Raw genomic sequence first — 16,531 nt, 5'->3', positions numbered from 1 at the left:
GGCCGGAGGATCACTGGGCCGGGAGGAGCCGCGCGGCGGCCTCGGTGATGGTCCGCACGGCGTGGGTGAGCGTGGGGTTCTCCCGGGCTCCCAGCCGGGTGACCGCCATGACCCGGCGGGCCGGGGCGGGTTCGCCACGCAGCGGGACGCGGGCGACGGGCGGGTCGTCGCGCAGCCGGGCGAGGCGCGGGACGAGGATCACCCCGAAGCCGTGCGCGACGAGCGCGGTGCCGGTGTCCCACTCGTCCGCGTAGTGGGCGATGTGCGGGGTGAAGCCCGCGCTCATGCAGGCCGCGAGCACCAGTTGGTGGTAGGTGGTGCCGGGGTTGCCGACGATCCAGGACTCGCGGGCCGCGTCCGCCAGCGTGACGCGCTCCCGCCCGGCCAGCGGGTGGCCGCGCGGCACGACCAGGTCGAGCGGGTCGTCCAGCAGCGGCCGCTGGTCGAAGCGGTCGTCCGTCATGGGCGGTGAGTCCGCCGTGACGACCAGCAGCGCGAGGTCGGCCTCCTCGGAGAGCAGCAGGTCGAAGCAGCGGTCCGGCTCGGCCTCGATGATGCGTACCGTCAACTGCGGGTAGGCGTCGCGCAGTCCGGCGGCGGCCGGGGGCAGCAGACGGCTGGCGGCGGTGGAGAAGCCACAGAGCGTGACCCGGCCGGTGGGCTCGCTGCCGAGTGCCGCCAGTTCGGTCCGGGCGCGCTCCCACTGTTCCTGGAGCCGCTCGGCGTGCTGGAGGAGCACCCGGGCCGCGTTGGTGAGGCGGATGCCCCGGCCGTGGTGGACGACCAGCTCCACGCCGACCGCGGCGGCGAGCTGACGCAGCTGGTACGAGACGGCGGACGGGGTGTAGTGCAGCACCTGGGCCGCGGCGGTCACCGTGCCGTGCTCGGCGACCATCTGGAGGATCCGGAGCCGGGCGTCAATCATGCGAACAGTTTGCACGGTCAGCCGGAAAATCGTTCGTTTCCCCTTGGCTTTCGGTGCTGGCCGGGGCGGGACACGGGCTGGCCTTCAGCGGGGCCGCCCGGGCGGTGGACGCGCGGACTCCGGACGGCCACCGGGCCGGGGTCGGGGCCATGCTCTACCTCCTGTTCTACCTGGGGTCGGGGGTGCCCGCCGTCGCCGTGGGGCCGCTGACCACCTGGCCGCCGCTGACCCGCGCGGTGACGGTGCCGGGCTGGGCCGGTGTGGCGGCGGGGGTGGCCGCCCCGCTGGTCACCCGCTCCCCCGGCGCCGCGCGCGGGCGGGGCCTCGCGCCGCGCCTGGTCAGGCGTCAACGACCAGGTTCTCCAGCGGTGTTGAGCAGCACAGCAGGATCCGGCCGGCGGCCTCGTCCCGGGGGCCGAGGCCGCCGGAGTGCCGCGTCTCGACCGAGCCCCGGAGGAGGGTGGTCGCGCAGGAGCCGCACACACCCTGCCCGCAGGAGGACGGGAGCGTGATCCCGGCACGCGCGGCGGCCTCCAGTACGGGGGTTCCGGCGGCGCACGGGAGGGTGGTTCCGCTGCGGGACAGCTCCACCGTGTACGTGACGGCGTCCCCCTCCCCCGACCCGGCCCCGGGCGGGGCCTCGTTGCCGGGCGGGGTGGAGGGTGCGCCGGGCGGGGCCGGGGCGCCGAAGCCCTCCTGGTGGTAGCGGTCCGCCGGAAGGCCGTCCGCCGCGAGCATCCGCCGGACCGCGCGCAGGTAGCCGGGCGGCCCGCAGGCGAACACCGTCCGGTCCCGGAGGTCGGGGACGATCCGGCGCAGCAGGGCGGGTGTGAGACGCCCCCGGTGACCCGGCCAGCGGGGCTCCCCGGGGCCGTCGTACTCGCAGACGTGGGCGACGCGGATGGCCGGCGAGGTCTCCGCGATCAGGTCCAGTTCCCGGCGGAAGGGGATGTCCGCGGGGGTGCGCGCGCTGTGCAGGAAGACCACGTCCGTGGGGGCGGCGAGGTCGTGGAGCGTCCTGGTCATGGACATCAGGGGGGTGATCCCGCTGCCGCCGGAGAGGAAGAGGTAGGCGGGCGCCGGGTGCCGGGCCGTGGAGAAGCGGCCGAGTGGCCCCCGCGCGCGCACCGTGGTCCCCGGGGTCAGGTGGGTGTGCAGCCAGTTCGAGACCCGGCCGCCGGGGACCCGCCTCACGGTGATCGCGACGAGGTGCGGACGTGTCGGCGGGGAGGAGAGGGTGTAGTTGCGGCCCGTCCGCACGCCGTCGACCTCGAAGGTGAAGGCGAGGTGCTGGCCGGGTTGGTACCGGAAGAGGCCTGGTACGACCGGTTCGAACACGAAGGTCCTGGTGTCGTGGGTGACGTCGAGGACCCGCCGGCAGCGCAGCGTCCACTCCCCGGGGGCGGCCGGGGCGGACCCGGGCGCGGCGGCCTCCGCTGGGCCCGCGCCGTCCGCCGGGGTCGTCAGGAGGTCCGTCATCCCAGGACCTCCCGGAGGCGGGCGATGTACCAGGCGCAGAACGCCTCGACCTGGTACTCGGTCGGGGCGTACGGGCCGGGGGTGTAGGCCGGGCTGGAGACGCCGCGCTGGGCGCGGGCGACGAACCGGGCGTCCTGCTCGTTGGTGGCGGTCCACACGGCCCGGAGCGTGTCGAGGTCGTAGTCCACGCCCTCGACCGCCTCCGGGTGGACGAGCCAGGTGGTGCGCAGCAGCGTGCGGTCGGGGGCGAGGGGGCGGACGCTGAAGGTGATCGCGTGGTCGGCGACCACGTGGAACCAGGAGCTGGGCTGGAGGTGCAGCGCCAGGTGCCCGAGCCGCCGGGTGGGCAGGTCGCCCAGCGTGCGGCGGCTGGCGGCCCTGCCGTCCGGGGTGAAGGACTCCCCGGCGAGGTCGAGCGCGTCACGCTGGATCCGGAACCCCACGGGGCGGGCCTCCAGTTCCTCGATGAGCGCGTACGGCAGGCCGAGCCGTTCGTACGTCGCGCGCAGTTCCGCGTCGGCCCGCAGGTACCGCTCGTGCGCCGGGCGGAGGTGCGGGGGCAGCGTCTCCTCGGTGTGGCCGTAGGTGGGGAAGAAGGTGCGGAGCAGTTCGGGGTGGCCGTCGCAGTGGTAGCACTCCCGGTTGTTCTCCATGACGAGCTTCCAGTTGCCGTGTTCGACCAGGTCGGCGCGGGCCGCCACCCTGGCGTGCCGCAGGTCGTGGGGCAGCAGGTACGGCTCGACGCGCGCGGCGATCTCGTCGAAGCCGGGGGCCGGTTCGTCGGCGAGGCAGACGAAGAGCAGCCCGCCGACCGCCCGGACGTGCACCGGCCGGAGGCCGAGGCGGCCGGGGTCGGCGTCGGCGGGCTGGGACGGGGCGTGCCGGAGGCGGCCGTCCGTCCCGTAGGTCCACCGGTGGTAGGCGCAGACGAGGTTGCGGGCGGAGCCGCGCTCCGCGTCCAGCAGGCGGGAGCCGCGGTGACGGCAGACGTTGTGGAACGCCCGGAGGGTGGAGTCGGCGTCGCGGAGGACGATCAGGGGGTACGGCCCGATCTCCAGGGTGAGGTAGTCACCGGGCTCGGGGATCTCCGCCTCGGGCGCCACGAACAGCCACTGGCGGGCGAAGATCGCCGCGATGTCGAGGGCGTGGAACTCGGGGTCGGTGTAGAAGGGCCGCTCCAGGGCGCGGCCCGGGACCCGTCGTTCCACCGCGGCCCGGAGCCGGTCCGTCCCCGGACGGACGTCTTCCGCTGCTGTCACGCCGTGCTCCTCTCGTTGCTGGTGTCCGTGGTTCGGGGCGCGCTCGCCGGAGTCGCCGTGGGGCTCGCGCCAGAGCGCGGTGGCTCGGTGCGGTCGGCCGGAGCGCGCTCGGCCGGTGCTGTCGGTGCGCCGCCTCGGCGGTGCGGCTGTCACCGCCCGGGATGTCCCGGGTACCTGGTGTCCGGGGCCCCGGCTCCCGCCGGAGACCCGGGCGGCAAGGCCCGGTGGGCGCTACGGCGGGCGTTTCCGCGTTGGGGGTGGGGTCACAGGGCCATACAGAGGCGCAGCGCGTCGAGCACCGCGGCGTGGATGGTGCGGCTGGTCACCGCGTCGCCCACGCGGAACAGCTGGTAGCGGCCCGCCGGGTTGGCGACCTCGCGCTGGGGCGTGCCCGCCAGCAGGTCGGTGTGGTTGACCCGGCCCAGGTTGCTCGACTCGGGGAGCAGCTCCCAGTAGAGCGGCGCGTGGGGCAGCGTGCCGTGCTCCACCACCACGTGCCGCACGGTCCGTTCCGTCGCGCGCTCCGCGTAGGCGCTGCGCAGTGTCGCGGTGAGCCGCCCGTCCGCGCGGCGCACGGCCGTCAGGTGGTGGGCCAGCGTCGTCGTCACCCCGTGTTCGGCGAACGCCCGGAGGTACGCGGGGGAGTTCATACCGCCGACCTCCGGCGCGAGGGTCCGCTCCGGGGTCACGTACTCGACCGGGACCCCGTACCGGACGAGCACCTCGACGGCGTCCGGGCCCGGGTGGGCGCCGTTGTCGTCGTAGAGCAGCACCGGACCGCGGGGGCGCAGGCCGCCGCCGAGCACGTCCCAGGTGTCGGCCACCAGGTCGGCGCCCTCCTCCAGGAACGAGGTGTTCGGCAGCCCCCCGGTGGCGACGAGGACCACGTCCGGGTGGTGCGCGCGCACGTCCGCCGCCTCGGCCAGGGTGCCGAACCGCAGGTCGACGCCGAGCAGTCGGCACTCGCTCACCCGCCAGTCGACGATGCCCAGCAGCTCGCGCCGCCGGGGGTTGGCGGCGGCGACGCGGAGCTGTCCGCCAGGGAGTTCACCGGCCTCGTAGAGCACGACCTCGTGTCCGCGCTCGCCCAGCACCCGGGCCGCCTCCAGGCCCGCGGGACCGCCCCCGACGACCACCGCCCTGCGCCGCCGGGACGCGGGCGGAACCGTGTGCGGCAGCCGCGCCTCGCGGCCGGTCGCCGGGTTGTGGACGCACTTGGTGTCACCGGACGCGTAGATCGCGTCCAGGCAGTAACTCGCGCCCACGCAGGGCCGGATGCGGTCCTCCGCCCCGTCGGCCACCTTCCGCGTCAGATGCGGGTCCGCGATCTGCGGCCGGGTCATGCCGACGAGGTCGAGCAGGCCCTCGCGTACGGCGTACCGCGCGGTGGCGACGTCCGTGATCCGGCCCGCGTGCATCACGGGCACCCCGAGGCGGCGCCGGATCTCCGCGCTGAACTCCAGGAACGGCGCCGAGGGCGTTCCCATCGACGGGATCGTCCGGGCCAGCGCGGCGTCGCTCTCGATCGAGCCCCGGATGGTGCTGAGGAAGTCGACGCCGTCCGCGAGGTACCGCCGGGCCGCCTCCAGGCCCTCGTCCAGAGTCAGCCCGTCCGGCCGGTCCTCGTCGAGGGTCATCCGGATACCGACGGCGAACTCCGGCCCGACCGCCTCCCGGACCGCTCGGATCACCCGGCGGGGGAAGGCCGTCCGGCGGTCCAGGCTCCCGCCGAGTTCGTCGCTCCGGTGGTTGGTCGCGGGCGAGAGGAAGCTGTCCAGGAGGTGGCCGTACGACTGGATCTCGACGCCGTCCAGCCCGGCGTCCCGGCAGCGTGCCGCGGCGTCGGCGTAGTCCCGCACGACGCGGTCCAGGTCCCACGGTTCGGCCTCCTTGGGGAAGGCGCGGTGGGCGGGTTCCCGCAGTGGTGAGGCGGACAGCACCGGAAGCCAGTCGCCGGTGTCGTTCCTGGTCCGCCGCCCCAGGTGGGTGATCTGGCACATGACGGCGGCTCCCTCGGCGTGGACGTCGTCGGCCAGCCGCCGGAGCCAGGGCACCACCTCGTCGCGGTAGAGCAGGAGGTTCCCGAAGGCGGGTGGGCTGTCCGGGGAGACGACGGCGGAGCCGCCGATCATCGTCAGCCCCACCCCGCCCCGCGCCTTCTCCAGGTGGTACCTGCGATAGCGGTCACCGGGCACTCCGCCCTCGCCGTACGCCGGTTCGTGCGAGGTGCTGACCACCCTGTTGCGCAGGGTGAGGTTCTTCAGTGTGAAGGGTCGCAGCAGGGGGTCCGTCGCTCTGGGCATGGCGCTCCTTGTGAACCCGTCCGAAGGGGACCGGAGGGGGTGCCGCGTCGCCGCGCGCCGCGGCGGCCCGGCGCTCCGGGCTGACCGGGGGAACTCGCTGAGCCGGAGAACTGGTAACGGGGAGACTGGTTGAACCGGGAGACCGCGGCGACGCCTAACCGCCCCGACCAGCCGCGCGGCCGGGGGTGTTGACCACTCTCGCGGTACACCCCCAGCGTGGGGCCGGGACCGCGCGCGGACAATCAAACGCTCCCGCAGGACACCGTGCGAACGCGCTGCACGATCGACACCTACCGGGCACCTTCCGCCCGAACTCCGCCCGTGCTACCGGAGCGTCACCCGACTCCCCGTCATGACACCTCGGTCTTCCGGGAGTTGGGCGCGAAGATGGTGCCCGGGGCGCCGTCGTGACGGCGACGGGCCGAGCCGGGCCCGGACGCCTCCCCGCCAACAACCGCCGCTGGCACCGGAGATGCCCATGCCCCCGCGTGGGCGGGCCCGTTGGGCACGGTCCCCGCGCACCGGGGTGCTGCCCCGCCGGGCCTGGCCACCGGGGGGCTGTACGCCAACACGCCCTCGGATGACGCGAGTCGGGGTTCCGGCACGCGGGCGGAGGAGTCGCCGGGCCCGGGCTCAGCGCGTGCGCGCGGCCCCCCGGGTGGCGGCGATCAGCCGTGCCTCGGCGTCGGCGCCCGGGCTGATCCGGGGCAGCCGCCACAGGAAGACCGCCCCGGCGAGCCACCAGGCTCCGACGATGACCCACTCGGACGGCCAGCTCAGCGCCGCGGGCATGCCGGGGAGGTACAGCACCGCCAGCCCCAGGCTGAGCAGCAGTCCGGTGACGCCCACGGCCGGGCCCGCCGGGGTGCGGAACGGCCGTTCCATCCCCGGCTCCCGGCGGCGCAGGGTGAGGAAGGACAGCACCACCACCACGTAGCTGACGACGATGTTGATGCCACCGGCGTTGACCAGCCACTCCAGCATGGGGCTGCCGAACAGCGGCGCCACCATGGACAGTCCGCCGACGAACAGCACGGCGTTGGACGGGGTGCGGAACCGCGGGTGCAGCCGGCCGAACCAGCGCGGCACCATGCCGGAGACCGCCATCGCGTACAGCAGCCTGCTGCCACCGATGAGGAAGGCGTTCCAGCTCGTGAGGATGCCCGCGATCCCGCCGAGGATCAGGACGTCTCCCATCGCCTGGCTGTTCCACAGCGCCGCCATCGCGTCGGCGGAGGCCAGTTCGGAGTCGGCGAGCCCGGCGGCGTCCAGCCCGGACCCCACGGTGAGCATGATGAGGACGTACCAGGCGCAGGCGCAGAGCACCGAGATGACCAGCAGCCTGCCCACCTGCCGGTGCGGCAGCCGTATCTCGGAGGCGGACTGCGGGATGACGTCGAAGCCGACGAACAGGAAGGGCACCGCGACGAGGACCAGGACGACCCCGTTCGCGCCGTCGCGGAACAGCGGCTCCATCGTCCGTGCCGAACCGCCGCTCAGGGAGCCGAGCAGCAGGGCCGCGCCCGCACAGAGCAGGAAGAGCACGGCGATGGTCTGGAAGACACCGGCCGCGCGGATCCCCACGTAGTTCAGCGCGGTGATGACCGCGGCCGCCACCACCCCGACGGCCACCCACGTGAGGTGCACGTCGAAGCCGGTGATGGTCCACAACCGCCCGGCGAGCATGTCGGGGAACAGGTAGAGCACCGTCTGGGGCAGGGCCACCGCCTCGAACGCGGCCACCGACACGTAGCCCAGCACCATCGCCCAGGAGGCGACGAAGGCGGCGCGTCCGCCCAACGCCCGGAGCGCGTAGTGGTGTTCACCTCCGGCGTGCGGCAGGGCCGCGACGAGTTCGGCGTAGGCCAGTCCGACCAGCGCCACCACGAAGCCACCGATGACGAACGCGAGCGCCGCTCCTCCGGGGCCCGCGTCGTTGATGAAGTCCGAGGTGAGCACGACCCAGCCGAAGCCGATCATCGCGCCGAAGGCGAGGGCCAGGACGTCCCCCCTGCCCAGGACCCGCAGAAAACCGCTCTCTTCCGTCATCCGTGAGCCTTTCTCGCGCGCGTGCCGAGCGGGCCGGACAGCCGGAGACCCCGAGCCCGGCACCGAGCCGCGCCCAACAGGCCCCGGTCCAGGGCTGGTTCGGGCCCCGAGTCCCGTGCCACCACTCCGGAGCGTGCGGGCACACTCGGCGGCGGTGGACGGACCCGCGCCGCTCCCACCCCGGGGGGCGATCAGCATCACCCGGCGGCCCCCGTCGATCAAGGTGTGTGACGGGACCGCGTGCGGGTTCCGCCAGCCGTACCGGACACCGGCCAACCGGCCCCCACGGAACGGGAGGTCACCCCGGAACCCGCCGGTATCCGGACACTCCGACCGGCCAACACCCCCCGCCCGTCCACCTCGTGGCCCCGCGGGCACATCACGGGACGCCGGGCGGGGCACCGGCCCGAACCGCCCGCGGGTACCGGCCAGCCCCGGCGAGGGCGACCTCCCACTCGGTCAACAGGCCCCAACGGCAGGGCACTTGGCGAGACGAGCCGGGCAACGGCGCGCGTGCGGCGCCGCCGCGTTCCCCACCCTGGTGCGCGGCGGCCCGCGGTCCGGTGCGCGCTCAGCGGGTGACGGAGCCGCTGTCCGCCGCCGTGTCCCCGGCCGTCTCGGGGCCCGCCCCGTCCCCGGCCGCCCCGGGATCCGCCGCTCCGCCGCCGGACGGGTCGCCCCGGCGGACGGCTCGGCGGCCGCCGGAGGCCCCGGACGCCGAACGCTGCGCGACGGCGGCCCCGAGCAGCACGACCGCGCCCCCGGCGACCTGCGCCGCCGAGAGGTGCTCCCCGAGCAGCACCCAGGCCAGCACCGTCGCGACCACCGCTTCGAGACAGGCGATCACCCCGGCCACCTGCGGGGACAGCTTCCGCACCGCCACCACTCCGGTGAGGTACGCCAGGACCGTGGCGAGCACGATCAGCCATCCGGCCAGGAGGACGGCGGGCAGCGCCGTACCGTCCATCTCGGCCTCACCCGCCAGCACCGACCACTCCATCGACCAGGGACGGGCGATGACGGTGAGGACCAGCGCTCCCACGAGCATCCCGTAGGCGATCACCCCCGCCGGGTCGGGGGCGGGCCGGTCCTGGCGCCCGCCGTGCCCACTGCCGTGGTCCGCGAGGACGAAGTACCCCACCTGGCAGCAGGCGGCGCCCAGCGCCAGCAGCAGCCCGACCAGGTCGAAGCGGAGCCCGGCCCACACCTCGACCACACAGCTCAGCCCGCCGACCGCCAGCACCACGCCGACCGCCGCCGACCGGCTCACCGGGCGCCGCTGGACCACCCGCACCCAGCCGAGGACCAGCGCGGGCGCGAGGTACTCGATCAGCAGCGCCACACCGACCGGGATCCGCGAGATCGCGGCGAAGTAGCACGCCTGGACACCGGCCACGGCGAGCAGCCCGAACCCGGCGAGCAGCCCGGGCCGTTCCCGCAGCAGCGCCCGGTGCCGCCAGGCGAGGGGGAGCAGGAGCAGCGCGGCGCCCGCGGCGCGCAGCCAGGTCACGTGGAGGGGGTCGAGTCCGGCCTCGATCAGGGGTTTGGCCGCGGGCCCCGAGCCGCCGAAGGCGAGGGCGGACAGGATCGCGAGCGGCAGCCCCACGGGGCGTGCCGGGCGAGTGGCGTTACGCATGAGGGCATCATGTCAAGCACCGTCAGGAGTGTCACCGCTCGTACCCCTGACACGGAGGCGGGTGGCCAGCCGCTCGGTGTCCACCCCGGCGTGCCGCAGCACCTCCGCGCCCCGGCAGTCCGGGTCCGAGAGCAGACCGACGAACAGGTCGGCGCCCTCGGCCGCGTCAGCGCCCCGCCGCCGCGCGCACTGCCGAGCCACCGCCAGGGCGGCCGCCGCGCTGGGCGACAGTCCGGGCACCCCGCCCGGCTGGTCGGCCACCTCCGGGACGGCGCCGGAGTCCTCGACGGTGCCCTGCCAGCGCAGCCCGTAGCCGACGCTGCGCTGGACCAGGTAGCCGAGCAGCCGCCCCACCTGGGGACTTCCGCCCTCCAGCAGGTCCCAGACCGCGCGGTCGGACTCGAAGAGGCTGTGCAGCAGGTGCGCGGTGTCGATCTGCCGGTCCCCGTCGCGGGCCGCGCGCCTGCGCGCCGCGGAGACCATGAACGTCACCTGCTCGCTGAGCTGGTCGTCAGCGCCGTCACCGGCGGGCCGACTGAAAGGTGAACGCTTCTGCACACGACCACCACACCACACGCCAGGGTTCCGAACATCGCCACCCCGTGGCATATGCGCCTCCAACCAGGGTCGTGGACCCCCGCTTTCCGCCTCCTCCCTGAGAAGGAGGCACCGCCCGGGGCGGGACGGGCGGCCCACCCCGGACGCGGCCGGGGTGACGAGGATGGCTCCGGGCAGGCGGCTCCGGACGCCCGTACGCCCGGCGAGAACCGGATACGTGGTCCCGCCATCGGGACTGCCGTGGTCCTGGTACCGGGAGGGAACAGGGTGGCCCGGGAAGGCAACCGTAAGCCGCCGTTCCGCGTCTCCCCCCGGGGGGAGCACTACCCATCCCGCGTCCGCCCGCGAGGAGCGAGGAGCCGATGGCCGCCCGCACCGCGCACGACTGCTGGATGGTGGCCCTGCTGGGCATCGACGGCCGGCAGTACGTGTACCGGGTGTACGCGCCGGGCGACGCCCTCCCCGGCGATCTGTTCTGGGCCGCCTTCCACTGCCACGACGAACTGCCGTTACCCCGCGCCCTCGACTCCTTCGACGCCGCCGAGATCTGGCGGCTGTCCGCGCTCGACCGGAGGCCCGGCCCCGGCCGCCCGTGCGGGGAGTGAGACCGCCGCCCGGCCGTCGCGACGGCGCTCACCCGGTGGGCAGCCAGCCCACCTTCCCCGCGAGCAGGGCGTACCCGGCGAAGGCCACGACGTCGATCAGCGCGTGCGCCACCACCAGCGGGGCGACGCGTCCCCACCGCCGGTACAGCCAGACGAACACCACCCCCATCGCGATGTTCCCGACGAAGCCGCCGATCCCCTGGTAGAGGTGGTACAACCCGCGCAGCAGCGAGCTGGCCGCGAGCGCGGCCATCGGCCCCCAGCCCAACTGGTCGAGCCTGCGCAGCAGATAGCCCACCACGATGACCTCCTCGACCACCGAGTTCTGCACAGCGGAGGCCACCAGCACCGGGAACTTCCACCACACCTCGGGCAACGACTCCGGCACCACCGTCAGGTTGAACCCGGCGGCCTGCGCCCCGAGGTAGAAGGCGAGTCCGCTGCCGCCGATCGCCGCCGCGAGCAGCGCCCCGAACCCCAGGTCGCCCCGGGGCCGCAGCCGGTCGAGGCCGAGCACCCGCAACCCGCCCGCCCCCTCGCGCAGCAGCAGATGCGCCACGAGGGCCACCGGCACCAGGGCGGTGCCGATACCGAACAGCTGCCAGGCGAGGTCCAGCCAGGGGCGGTCCGGGGCGCGTGAGCTGTTGAGGTTCGCCGACTGCCCGGCCAGTCCGCCGGGCGCGGTCAGCGCGCCCGTGAAACTGATCAGCGCCGAGATCGCGCTGGCGCCCAGCGAGAGCGCGAGCACCAGCAGCAGCTCCCCCCGGAGGACCGTCCGCGTGTGCCGGGGCTCGGCCAGCGCCAGTTCGGGGGCGGCGGGGGGCGCCGCGCTGGCCCGCTCCGGCGCGCTGTTCGCGGCACCACTCTCGACGTCCGGTCGCTCGGCCAGCCCCACGGTCCCTCCTCTGGGAGTCGTTGACTTCGGTGCGACAACGATCCTGTGTCATCGCCACCACCCCACGCTAAGGTCTCGCAGGACACCGGGGAGATCACGTGCGACGTTCCGAGGGGAGGGCCGCGCACGCCGGACGCCGCGTCTCGCTCTTCCACGCCCCGCCAGCCCAGGCAGACCCGGCAGCAAGGAGAGGCGCTACACACCATGGCACGCCGGAGTCCGCCCCGGCTCCCCGGCCCACCCGATGCCCCCACCGCCCGCTCCCCCAGGGCCCCACGCCGCCGCCGGATCGTCCTCGCCGTGACGCTCGTCGCGGCGCTCGGCCCCGGGGCCCTCGTCGCGGAGCGCACCGGGCTGCCGCCCTTCGGCGACGACTGCGCGGGCGGCACCGTCACCCTGCGCGTCGCCGCGTCCCCGGACGTGGCTCCCGCCGTCCGCGCCGTGGCCGACCGCGCCGAGCGGGACGGCGCCGTCTCGGACGGCCGCTGCCTCCGGGCCCGGGTCAGCGAGCGGACGGGATCCGAGGTCGCGGACTCACGGGCACACGGCGGGCGGCGGAGCGGCCGGAACGGCACGGCCCCCTACGAGGTGTGAATACCGGACTCCAGCCTCTGGGTGGACCGCGCCGAGGGCTCCGGCCAGGCACCGGAGCTGGAGAACCTGGGCACCATCGCCAGCACCCCGCTGACCCTCGCCGCCGTGCCCTCGGCCACGAGGGCCCTGAGCTGGCCCCGGAAACGGCTGAGCTGGGCGGAGATCGCCGCCGCCACCACGACCGACGGCGAACCGCGGCTCGGTGGCGCCGACCCGGCCCGCAGCGCGACCGGCCTGCTGGCGCTCACCCGCATCCAGCGCTCGGTGGACGCGGCGGGCGGCGCGGACTCCGGCACGGCGGCCGCCGCGGCCGCGCAGCGGCTCGCCGAACGCACCGCGCCCGGCGACTCCCAGGTGCTGGCCACGCTGCCGCGCGACACCTCCGGCGCCGAGCTGGGCAACCCGCAGCGGAACCAGGCCGCTGCTCCTGTCCGAGCGGGCGGCCCACGAGCACAACCGGAAGCCCGGGGGCGTGCCCCGCCTGCGGCTGCTCTACCCGCGGGACGGCGTGGCCCAGCTCGACCACCCCTTCACGCTCGTCGACGACGCCCGGCTCAGCACCGCGGAGGCGCGCGCCGCGGTGCGTCTCCAGACCCTGCTGGGCGGCGCGGACGGCCGCCGTACGCTCGCCGGACACGGCTTCCGGTCCGGTGGGGGCGAGGCGGACCCGGCCGTCACGCGGCGGGCCGGGGGCCGCGACCCGCAGCCGCACGACGTCGACCCCGGCGGCCCGCCCACCGCGCGACAGCTGCGGAGCGCCTTGGGCATGTGGACGGTCACGGACCAGAGCGCCCGGTTCACCATCGCCGTCGACGCCTCCGCGTCCATGGCGGCTCCGGTCGCGGGCCGCCCCGGGCAGAACCGGATGGACGTCACCAAGTCCTCGCTGGTTCAGGGGCTTTCGCGATTCACTCCGGGGGACGAGGTCGGTCTCTGGGAGTTCGCCTCGCGACCGCGGGGCTCCCGGGACCACCGCGAGCTGGTCCCCACCCGGCGGCTCGTCGAGCGGGGCGACGACGGCTCCACCCACCGGGACCGGCTGATCGGCGCCTTCGGCCGGATGGCCCCCATCCCCGGCGGCGCCACCGGCCTCTACGACACGACGCTCGCCGCGTACCGGTCGGCGCGCGAGGGCTACGCGCGCGGCAGGTCCAACGCCCTGGTCCTCGTCACCGACGGTGCCAACGAGGATCCGGGCGGCGTCTCCCGGAAACAGCTCACCGCGAGGCTCGAACGGCTGGCGGATCCGGAGCGCCCCCGCCCCTGATCGCCATCGCCGTCGGGCCCGACGCGGACCGGGACGCCTGCGCCGAGATCGTGAAGGTGACCGGGGGCTCCGCCCACCGGGGCAACGACCCCGCCGACATCCACGAGGTGATCCTCAAGGCCATCATGGCGGCGGGCAGCGGACGCTGAGCGTCCGCCCCCTCCCGGCCCGGCTCCCCGCTAGGGGTCCAGCGGCCAGGTGTGCACCGGCTGCCCGCTGTCGACCAGTTCGCAGTAGCCACGGACGACGGCGGCCAGCGCCTTCTCCCGGTGGAGTCCGGCGTCGACGGCACGATGGTAGGCGGCGGCCTGCCAGGAGGCGCCGTTGGTCCGCCGCCGGCAGCGCCCCTCGATCACGGCCAGATACCGGTCACGGTCGGCGGGTTCGACGCCCCAGGCGTCCAACCCGGCGTACGCGAGCGGCAGCAGCTCCTCGGTCACCAACCGCACCGCGGGCAACCGGGCCAGTCCACCCTTGCGCGGCCAGCACAGCTCGGCGTCGATGCCGTGGCGGCAGGCCGCGTCGAAGTTGGCCGAGGCCTCGGCGAAGGACAGCCGGGTCCACACCGGCCGCTCCTGGTCGGCCAGCGCCCGCACCAGCCCGTAGTAGAAGGCGGTGTTGGCCAGTACGTCGGTGACCGTGGGCCCGGCGGGCAACACCCGGTTCTCCACCCTGAGGTGCGGCACCCCGCGCGCCACGTCGTACACCGGCCGGTTCCACCGGTACACCGTGCCGTTGTGCAGGGCGAGTTCGGAGAGCGCGGGGACGCCCCCGCGGTCGAGCACCTCCAGCGGGTCCTCCTCGCCACAGATGGGCATGAGGGCCGGGAAGTAGCGCAGGTTCTCCGCGAACAGGTCGTGCGCGGAGTCGATCCAGCGCTCCCCGAACCAGGTGCGCGGCCGCACGCCCTGGGCGCGGAGTTCGGGTGGGCGGGTGTCGGTGGCCTGGAGGAACAGCGGGGGTCTGGACTCCCGCCACAGCTCCTTGCCGAACAGGAAGGGCGAGTTGGCGCCCAGCGCGATCTGCGGGCCGGTCACCGCCTGGGCGGCGTTCCACACGTCCGCGAAACGGCCCGGGGTGACCTGAAGGTGCAACTGCACGGACGTGCAGGCGGCTTCGGGGGCTATCGACTCCGAGGTGCACGTCAGCCGCTCCACCCCGGCGATGTCGAGCTGGATCTCCTCTCCACGCGTGGCCATGATCTGCCCGTTCAGCAGGGCGTACCGGTCGGCGACGGTCAGGTTGTCCAGCACCAGGTCGCGCGCGGTGAGCGTCGGCAGAATCCCGATCATGACGATACGCGCGGCGACTTCGCGCGCCTGCCGGTCCGCGTACCCCAGTCCGGTGCGCAGCTCCTCGGCCAGCTGGTCGAACACCCGCCCGGTGAGCCGGTGCGGAACGATGTTGACCTCCAGGTTGAACTGGCCGAGCTCGGTCTGGAAATCACGGCTCGCGATACGGTCGAGAACCTCCGCGTTCATCATCCGGGGCTGTCCCGCGGAGTCCGCGAGATTCAACTCGATCTCCAGGCCCATCAGATCCCGCGGGGTGTCGAACCGTCCCTCGGCCAGCAGCCGTTCCAGACCCGTCAGACACCTCCTCAACTTCCGCCGGTACCGCTGGCGATCGGATATGTCGAACCGGTCAGCCACGACCTTCTGACCCATCGGGGCTCCTTTCTCAGCGGTGCCGGCCGTGCACGCATGATGCCCTGAGCGGTCGTCCGTAACGCCTGCGGTGACTGTTCCTGGAGCCCGTTCGCCATTAACCTGACCGGTGTATGCGGCCCGGCACGTTCCCCCGGCATACGCGGTCGGGCCCCCTCCGGCGCCTGCCGCACACCCGGCCGCTCCCGGAAACCGGCGTTTTCCGGCTGACCGTCATCCGCGCCGGAGACGGGCCGAGCGGAGCAACTCCCGTGCGAATGTGGAGAAATGCCGCAGAAATCAGGTCCGGATCCCGACTTGTGAAGAATCGGGGGAGAAGCTAGCGGAAACCTGACTCGAACAGAGTTCGTATAAACTCCGCTGAGAGGCAGAGACCTGGGCAGACTGGCCGCCAACCGTCGACGCCCGCCGCATTCTTCGCGGCCTTTCCCCACGCCGACAGCGCCGTCCGCGCCCCGCCGAGCATCACCCTGTCTCCGGAGTGAGAGGCGACCCGCCATGCCGCTGCACGTTCCCCAGCCCCCCGCCGCCGCCCTGCACGCCGTCCGCGCCGCGCTCGCCACGGGCGCCGGGAGGGGCGGAGGTCCCGCCACCACCGACCCGCCACGGGTCGGATCCGCCCTGGCCGTCCACGAGTTGACGGGCATCGCGCGGCAGGCGGGACCGCCGAGCACCACGCTGACCGGCTGGCGGTTCCTGCTCCACGAGCCCGGGGCGCCGGACGGGACCGGCGCGGGCAGCGCCGAGGCCGTGCCGGCCGCCGACGGCTGGATCTGCGCGGGGTTCTCCGGCGGCCCGTACACCGCCTCCGCCCTCCGGGCGCTGCGTCAGGCCGAAGCCCTCGCCTCGGCGGCTCCGGCGGGTGGACGTTGTGAGCCCCGACTGCTCTCCGTGCCCGAGCTGTACATGGTGACGCTCTGGCTGCGCGGCGGCGAGCAGAGCCCCGAGCCACCGGCCGAGCGGACCGGTCCGGCCCCCTCTGACCTGCTGATACCGCTCGCCCCCACGCCACCGGGCCTCGTCGCCCACCAGCCGCAGCGGGCCTCGGCCCTGCTGCCCCGGCTCAGCCGCAGACTGACCGCGGCCCGGCTGCAGAGCACCCCCGCCTGACGCCGGGCGGGCCGTCGGCCGCTCCGGCGGCCCGCTCATCCGTTCCCCCGACGGGCACCCCCCGGCTGGCAACCGTCCGCAAGGGTGACGCGTCTTGCCAGAAGAGAACAGCTGACGCGAAATCCCTGCGGAATTCCGTCCGCGGGGGAAGACTGGGGACACCATCGAGGGAATCGGGGGGCGG

The 16,531-nt window shown here is 74.6% G+C and carries 12 protein-coding genes and 1 pseudogene; 3 read left to right on the top strand and 10 right to left on the bottom strand.

Annotated elements, in window-relative coordinates:
- Positions 1-10: 10 nt before the first annotated feature.
- The 8 genes from E0L36_RS09245 to E0L36_RS09215 all read right to left on the bottom strand — a co-directional run bounded on the left by E0L36_RS09245 (position 11) and on the right by E0L36_RS09215 (position 10,134).
- Entirely contained in the window at positions 11-925 is a 915-nt protein-coding gene (locus E0L36_RS09245; RefSeq protein ID WP_180928329.1) for a LysR family transcriptional regulator, read from the bottom strand.
- 166 nt (positions 926-1,091) lie between these two features.
- Complete coding sequence (locus tag E0L36_RS27530) at positions 1,092-1,217, bottom strand: hypothetical protein (RefSeq protein ID WP_258015942.1); 126 nt, start codon at positions 1,215-1,217, stop codon at positions 1,092-1,094.
- Between the two features lie 47 nt (positions 1,218-1,264).
- Entirely contained in the window at positions 1,265-2,404 is a 1,140-nt protein-coding gene (locus E0L36_RS09240; protein ID WP_180928328.1) for a hybrid-cluster NAD(P)-dependent oxidoreductase, read from the bottom strand.
- Positions 2,401-3,663 carry an aromatic ring-hydroxylating dioxygenase subunit alpha gene (locus E0L36_RS09235; protein ID WP_180928327.1) on the bottom strand — a complete coding sequence of 421 codons (1,263 nt, stop codon included), beginning with the start codon at positions 3,661-3,663 and terminating at the stop codon, positions 2,401-2,403. Before E0L36_RS09235 ends, E0L36_RS09240 begins: the two co-directional genes overlap by 4 nt.
- A 263-nt stretch (positions 3,664-3,926) precedes the next feature.
- Positions 3,927-5,966 (bottom strand): NADH:flavin oxidoreductase, encoded by a 2,040-nt coding sequence (locus tag E0L36_RS09230; RefSeq protein WP_180928326.1) that lies wholly within the window; start codon positions 5,964-5,966, stop codon positions 3,927-3,929.
- Between the two features lie 633 nt (positions 5,967-6,599).
- Positions 6,600-8,015, bottom strand: a complete 1,416-nt coding sequence (locus tag E0L36_RS09225) for an APC family permease (RefSeq protein ID WP_180928325.1) — start codon at positions 8,013-8,015, stop codon at positions 6,600-6,602.
- A 571-nt stretch (positions 8,016-8,586) separates the two neighbouring features.
- Positions 8,587-9,651 carry a DMT family transporter gene (locus E0L36_RS09220; RefSeq protein WP_180928324.1) on the bottom strand — a complete coding sequence of 355 codons (1,065 nt, stop codon included), beginning with the start codon at positions 9,649-9,651 and terminating at the stop codon, positions 8,587-8,589.
- Positions 9,652-9,663: 12 nt separating this feature from the next.
- A complete protein-coding gene (locus E0L36_RS09215) occupies positions 9,664-10,134 on the bottom strand; it encodes a Clp protease N-terminal domain-containing protein (protein ID WP_180928692.1) in 471 nt (156 codons plus the stop codon).
- A 467-nt stretch (positions 10,135-10,601) separates the two neighbouring features.
- Between E0L36_RS09215 and E0L36_RS09210 the strand changes: the two genes are divergently transcribed.
- Positions 10,602-10,814, top strand: coding sequence for a hypothetical protein (locus tag E0L36_RS09210; RefSeq protein WP_180928691.1), 213 nt, complete (start codon positions 10,602-10,604; stop codon positions 10,812-10,814).
- A gap of 28 nt (positions 10,815-10,842) precedes the next feature.
- Here E0L36_RS09210 and E0L36_RS09205 read toward each other — a convergent pair whose 3' ends face one another.
- Positions 10,843-11,619: a CPBP family intramembrane glutamic endopeptidase gene (locus E0L36_RS09205; protein WP_180928690.1), complete on the bottom strand. Its 777-nt coding sequence runs from the start codon at positions 11,617-11,619 to the stop codon at positions 10,843-10,845.
- A gap of 294 nt (positions 11,620-11,913) precedes the next feature.
- Between E0L36_RS09205 and E0L36_RS09200 the strand changes: the two are divergent.
- Positions 11,914-13,719, top strand: a pseudogene (locus E0L36_RS09200) (substrate-binding domain-containing protein).
- A gap of 30 nt (positions 13,720-13,749) precedes the next feature.
- On the opposite strand, the gene E0L36_RS09195 reads toward E0L36_RS09200, so the two are convergent.
- Complete coding sequence (locus tag E0L36_RS09195) at positions 13,750-15,237, bottom strand: glutamate--cysteine ligase (protein WP_180928323.1); 1,488 nt, start codon at positions 15,235-15,237, stop codon at positions 13,750-13,752.
- Positions 15,238-15,735: 498 nt separating this feature from the next.
- Between E0L36_RS09195 and E0L36_RS09190 the strand changes: the two genes are divergently transcribed.
- Complete coding sequence (locus E0L36_RS09190; RefSeq protein WP_180928322.1) at positions 15,736-16,347, top strand: hypothetical protein; 612 nt, start codon at positions 15,736-15,738, stop codon at positions 16,345-16,347.
- Positions 16,348-16,531 lie beyond the last annotated feature (184 nt).

The sequence above is a fragment of the Streptomyces sp. AJS327 genome, assembly GCF_013450295.1.
Lineage (GTDB): Bacteria > Actinomycetota > Actinomycetes > Streptomycetales > Streptomycetaceae > Streptomyces.
Note: the sequence above shows the minus strand (reverse complement) of the source record. Positions and strands in the feature narration are given on the sequence as shown.

Coding starts and splice junctions, on each gene's coding strand:
- E0L36_RS09245 (WP_180928329.1), bottom strand. CDS start 925: ATGATTGACGCCCGGCTCCGGATCCTCCAGATGGTCGCCGAGCACGGC.
- E0L36_RS09240 (WP_180928328.1), bottom strand. CDS start 2,404: ATGACGGACCTCCTGACGACCCCGGCGGACGGCGCGGGCCCAGCGGAG.
- E0L36_RS09230 (WP_180928326.1), bottom strand. CDS start 5,966: ATGCCCAGAGCGACGGACCCCCTGCTGCGACCCTTCACACTGAAGAAC.
- E0L36_RS09225 (WP_180928325.1), bottom strand. CDS start 8,015: ATGACGGAAGAGAGCGGTTTTCTGCGGGTCCTGGGCAGGGGGGACGTC.
- E0L36_RS09220 (WP_180928324.1), bottom strand. CDS start 9,651: ATGCGTAACGCCACTCGCCCGGCACGCCCCGTGGGGCTGCCGCTCGCG.
- E0L36_RS09215 (WP_180928692.1), bottom strand. CDS start 10,134: ATGGTCTCCGCGGCGCGCAGGCGCGCGGCCCGCGACGGGGACCGGCAG.
- E0L36_RS09210 (WP_180928691.1), top strand. CDS start 10,602: ATGGTGGCCCTGCTGGGCATCGACGGCCGGCAGTACGTGTACCGGGTG.
- E0L36_RS09195 (WP_180928323.1), bottom strand. CDS start 15,237: ATGGGTCAGAAGGTCGTGGCTGACCGGTTCGACATATCCGATCGCCAG.
- E0L36_RS09190 (WP_180928322.1), top strand. CDS start 15,736: ATGCCGCTGCACGTTCCCCAGCCCCCCGCCGCCGCCCTGCACGCCGTC.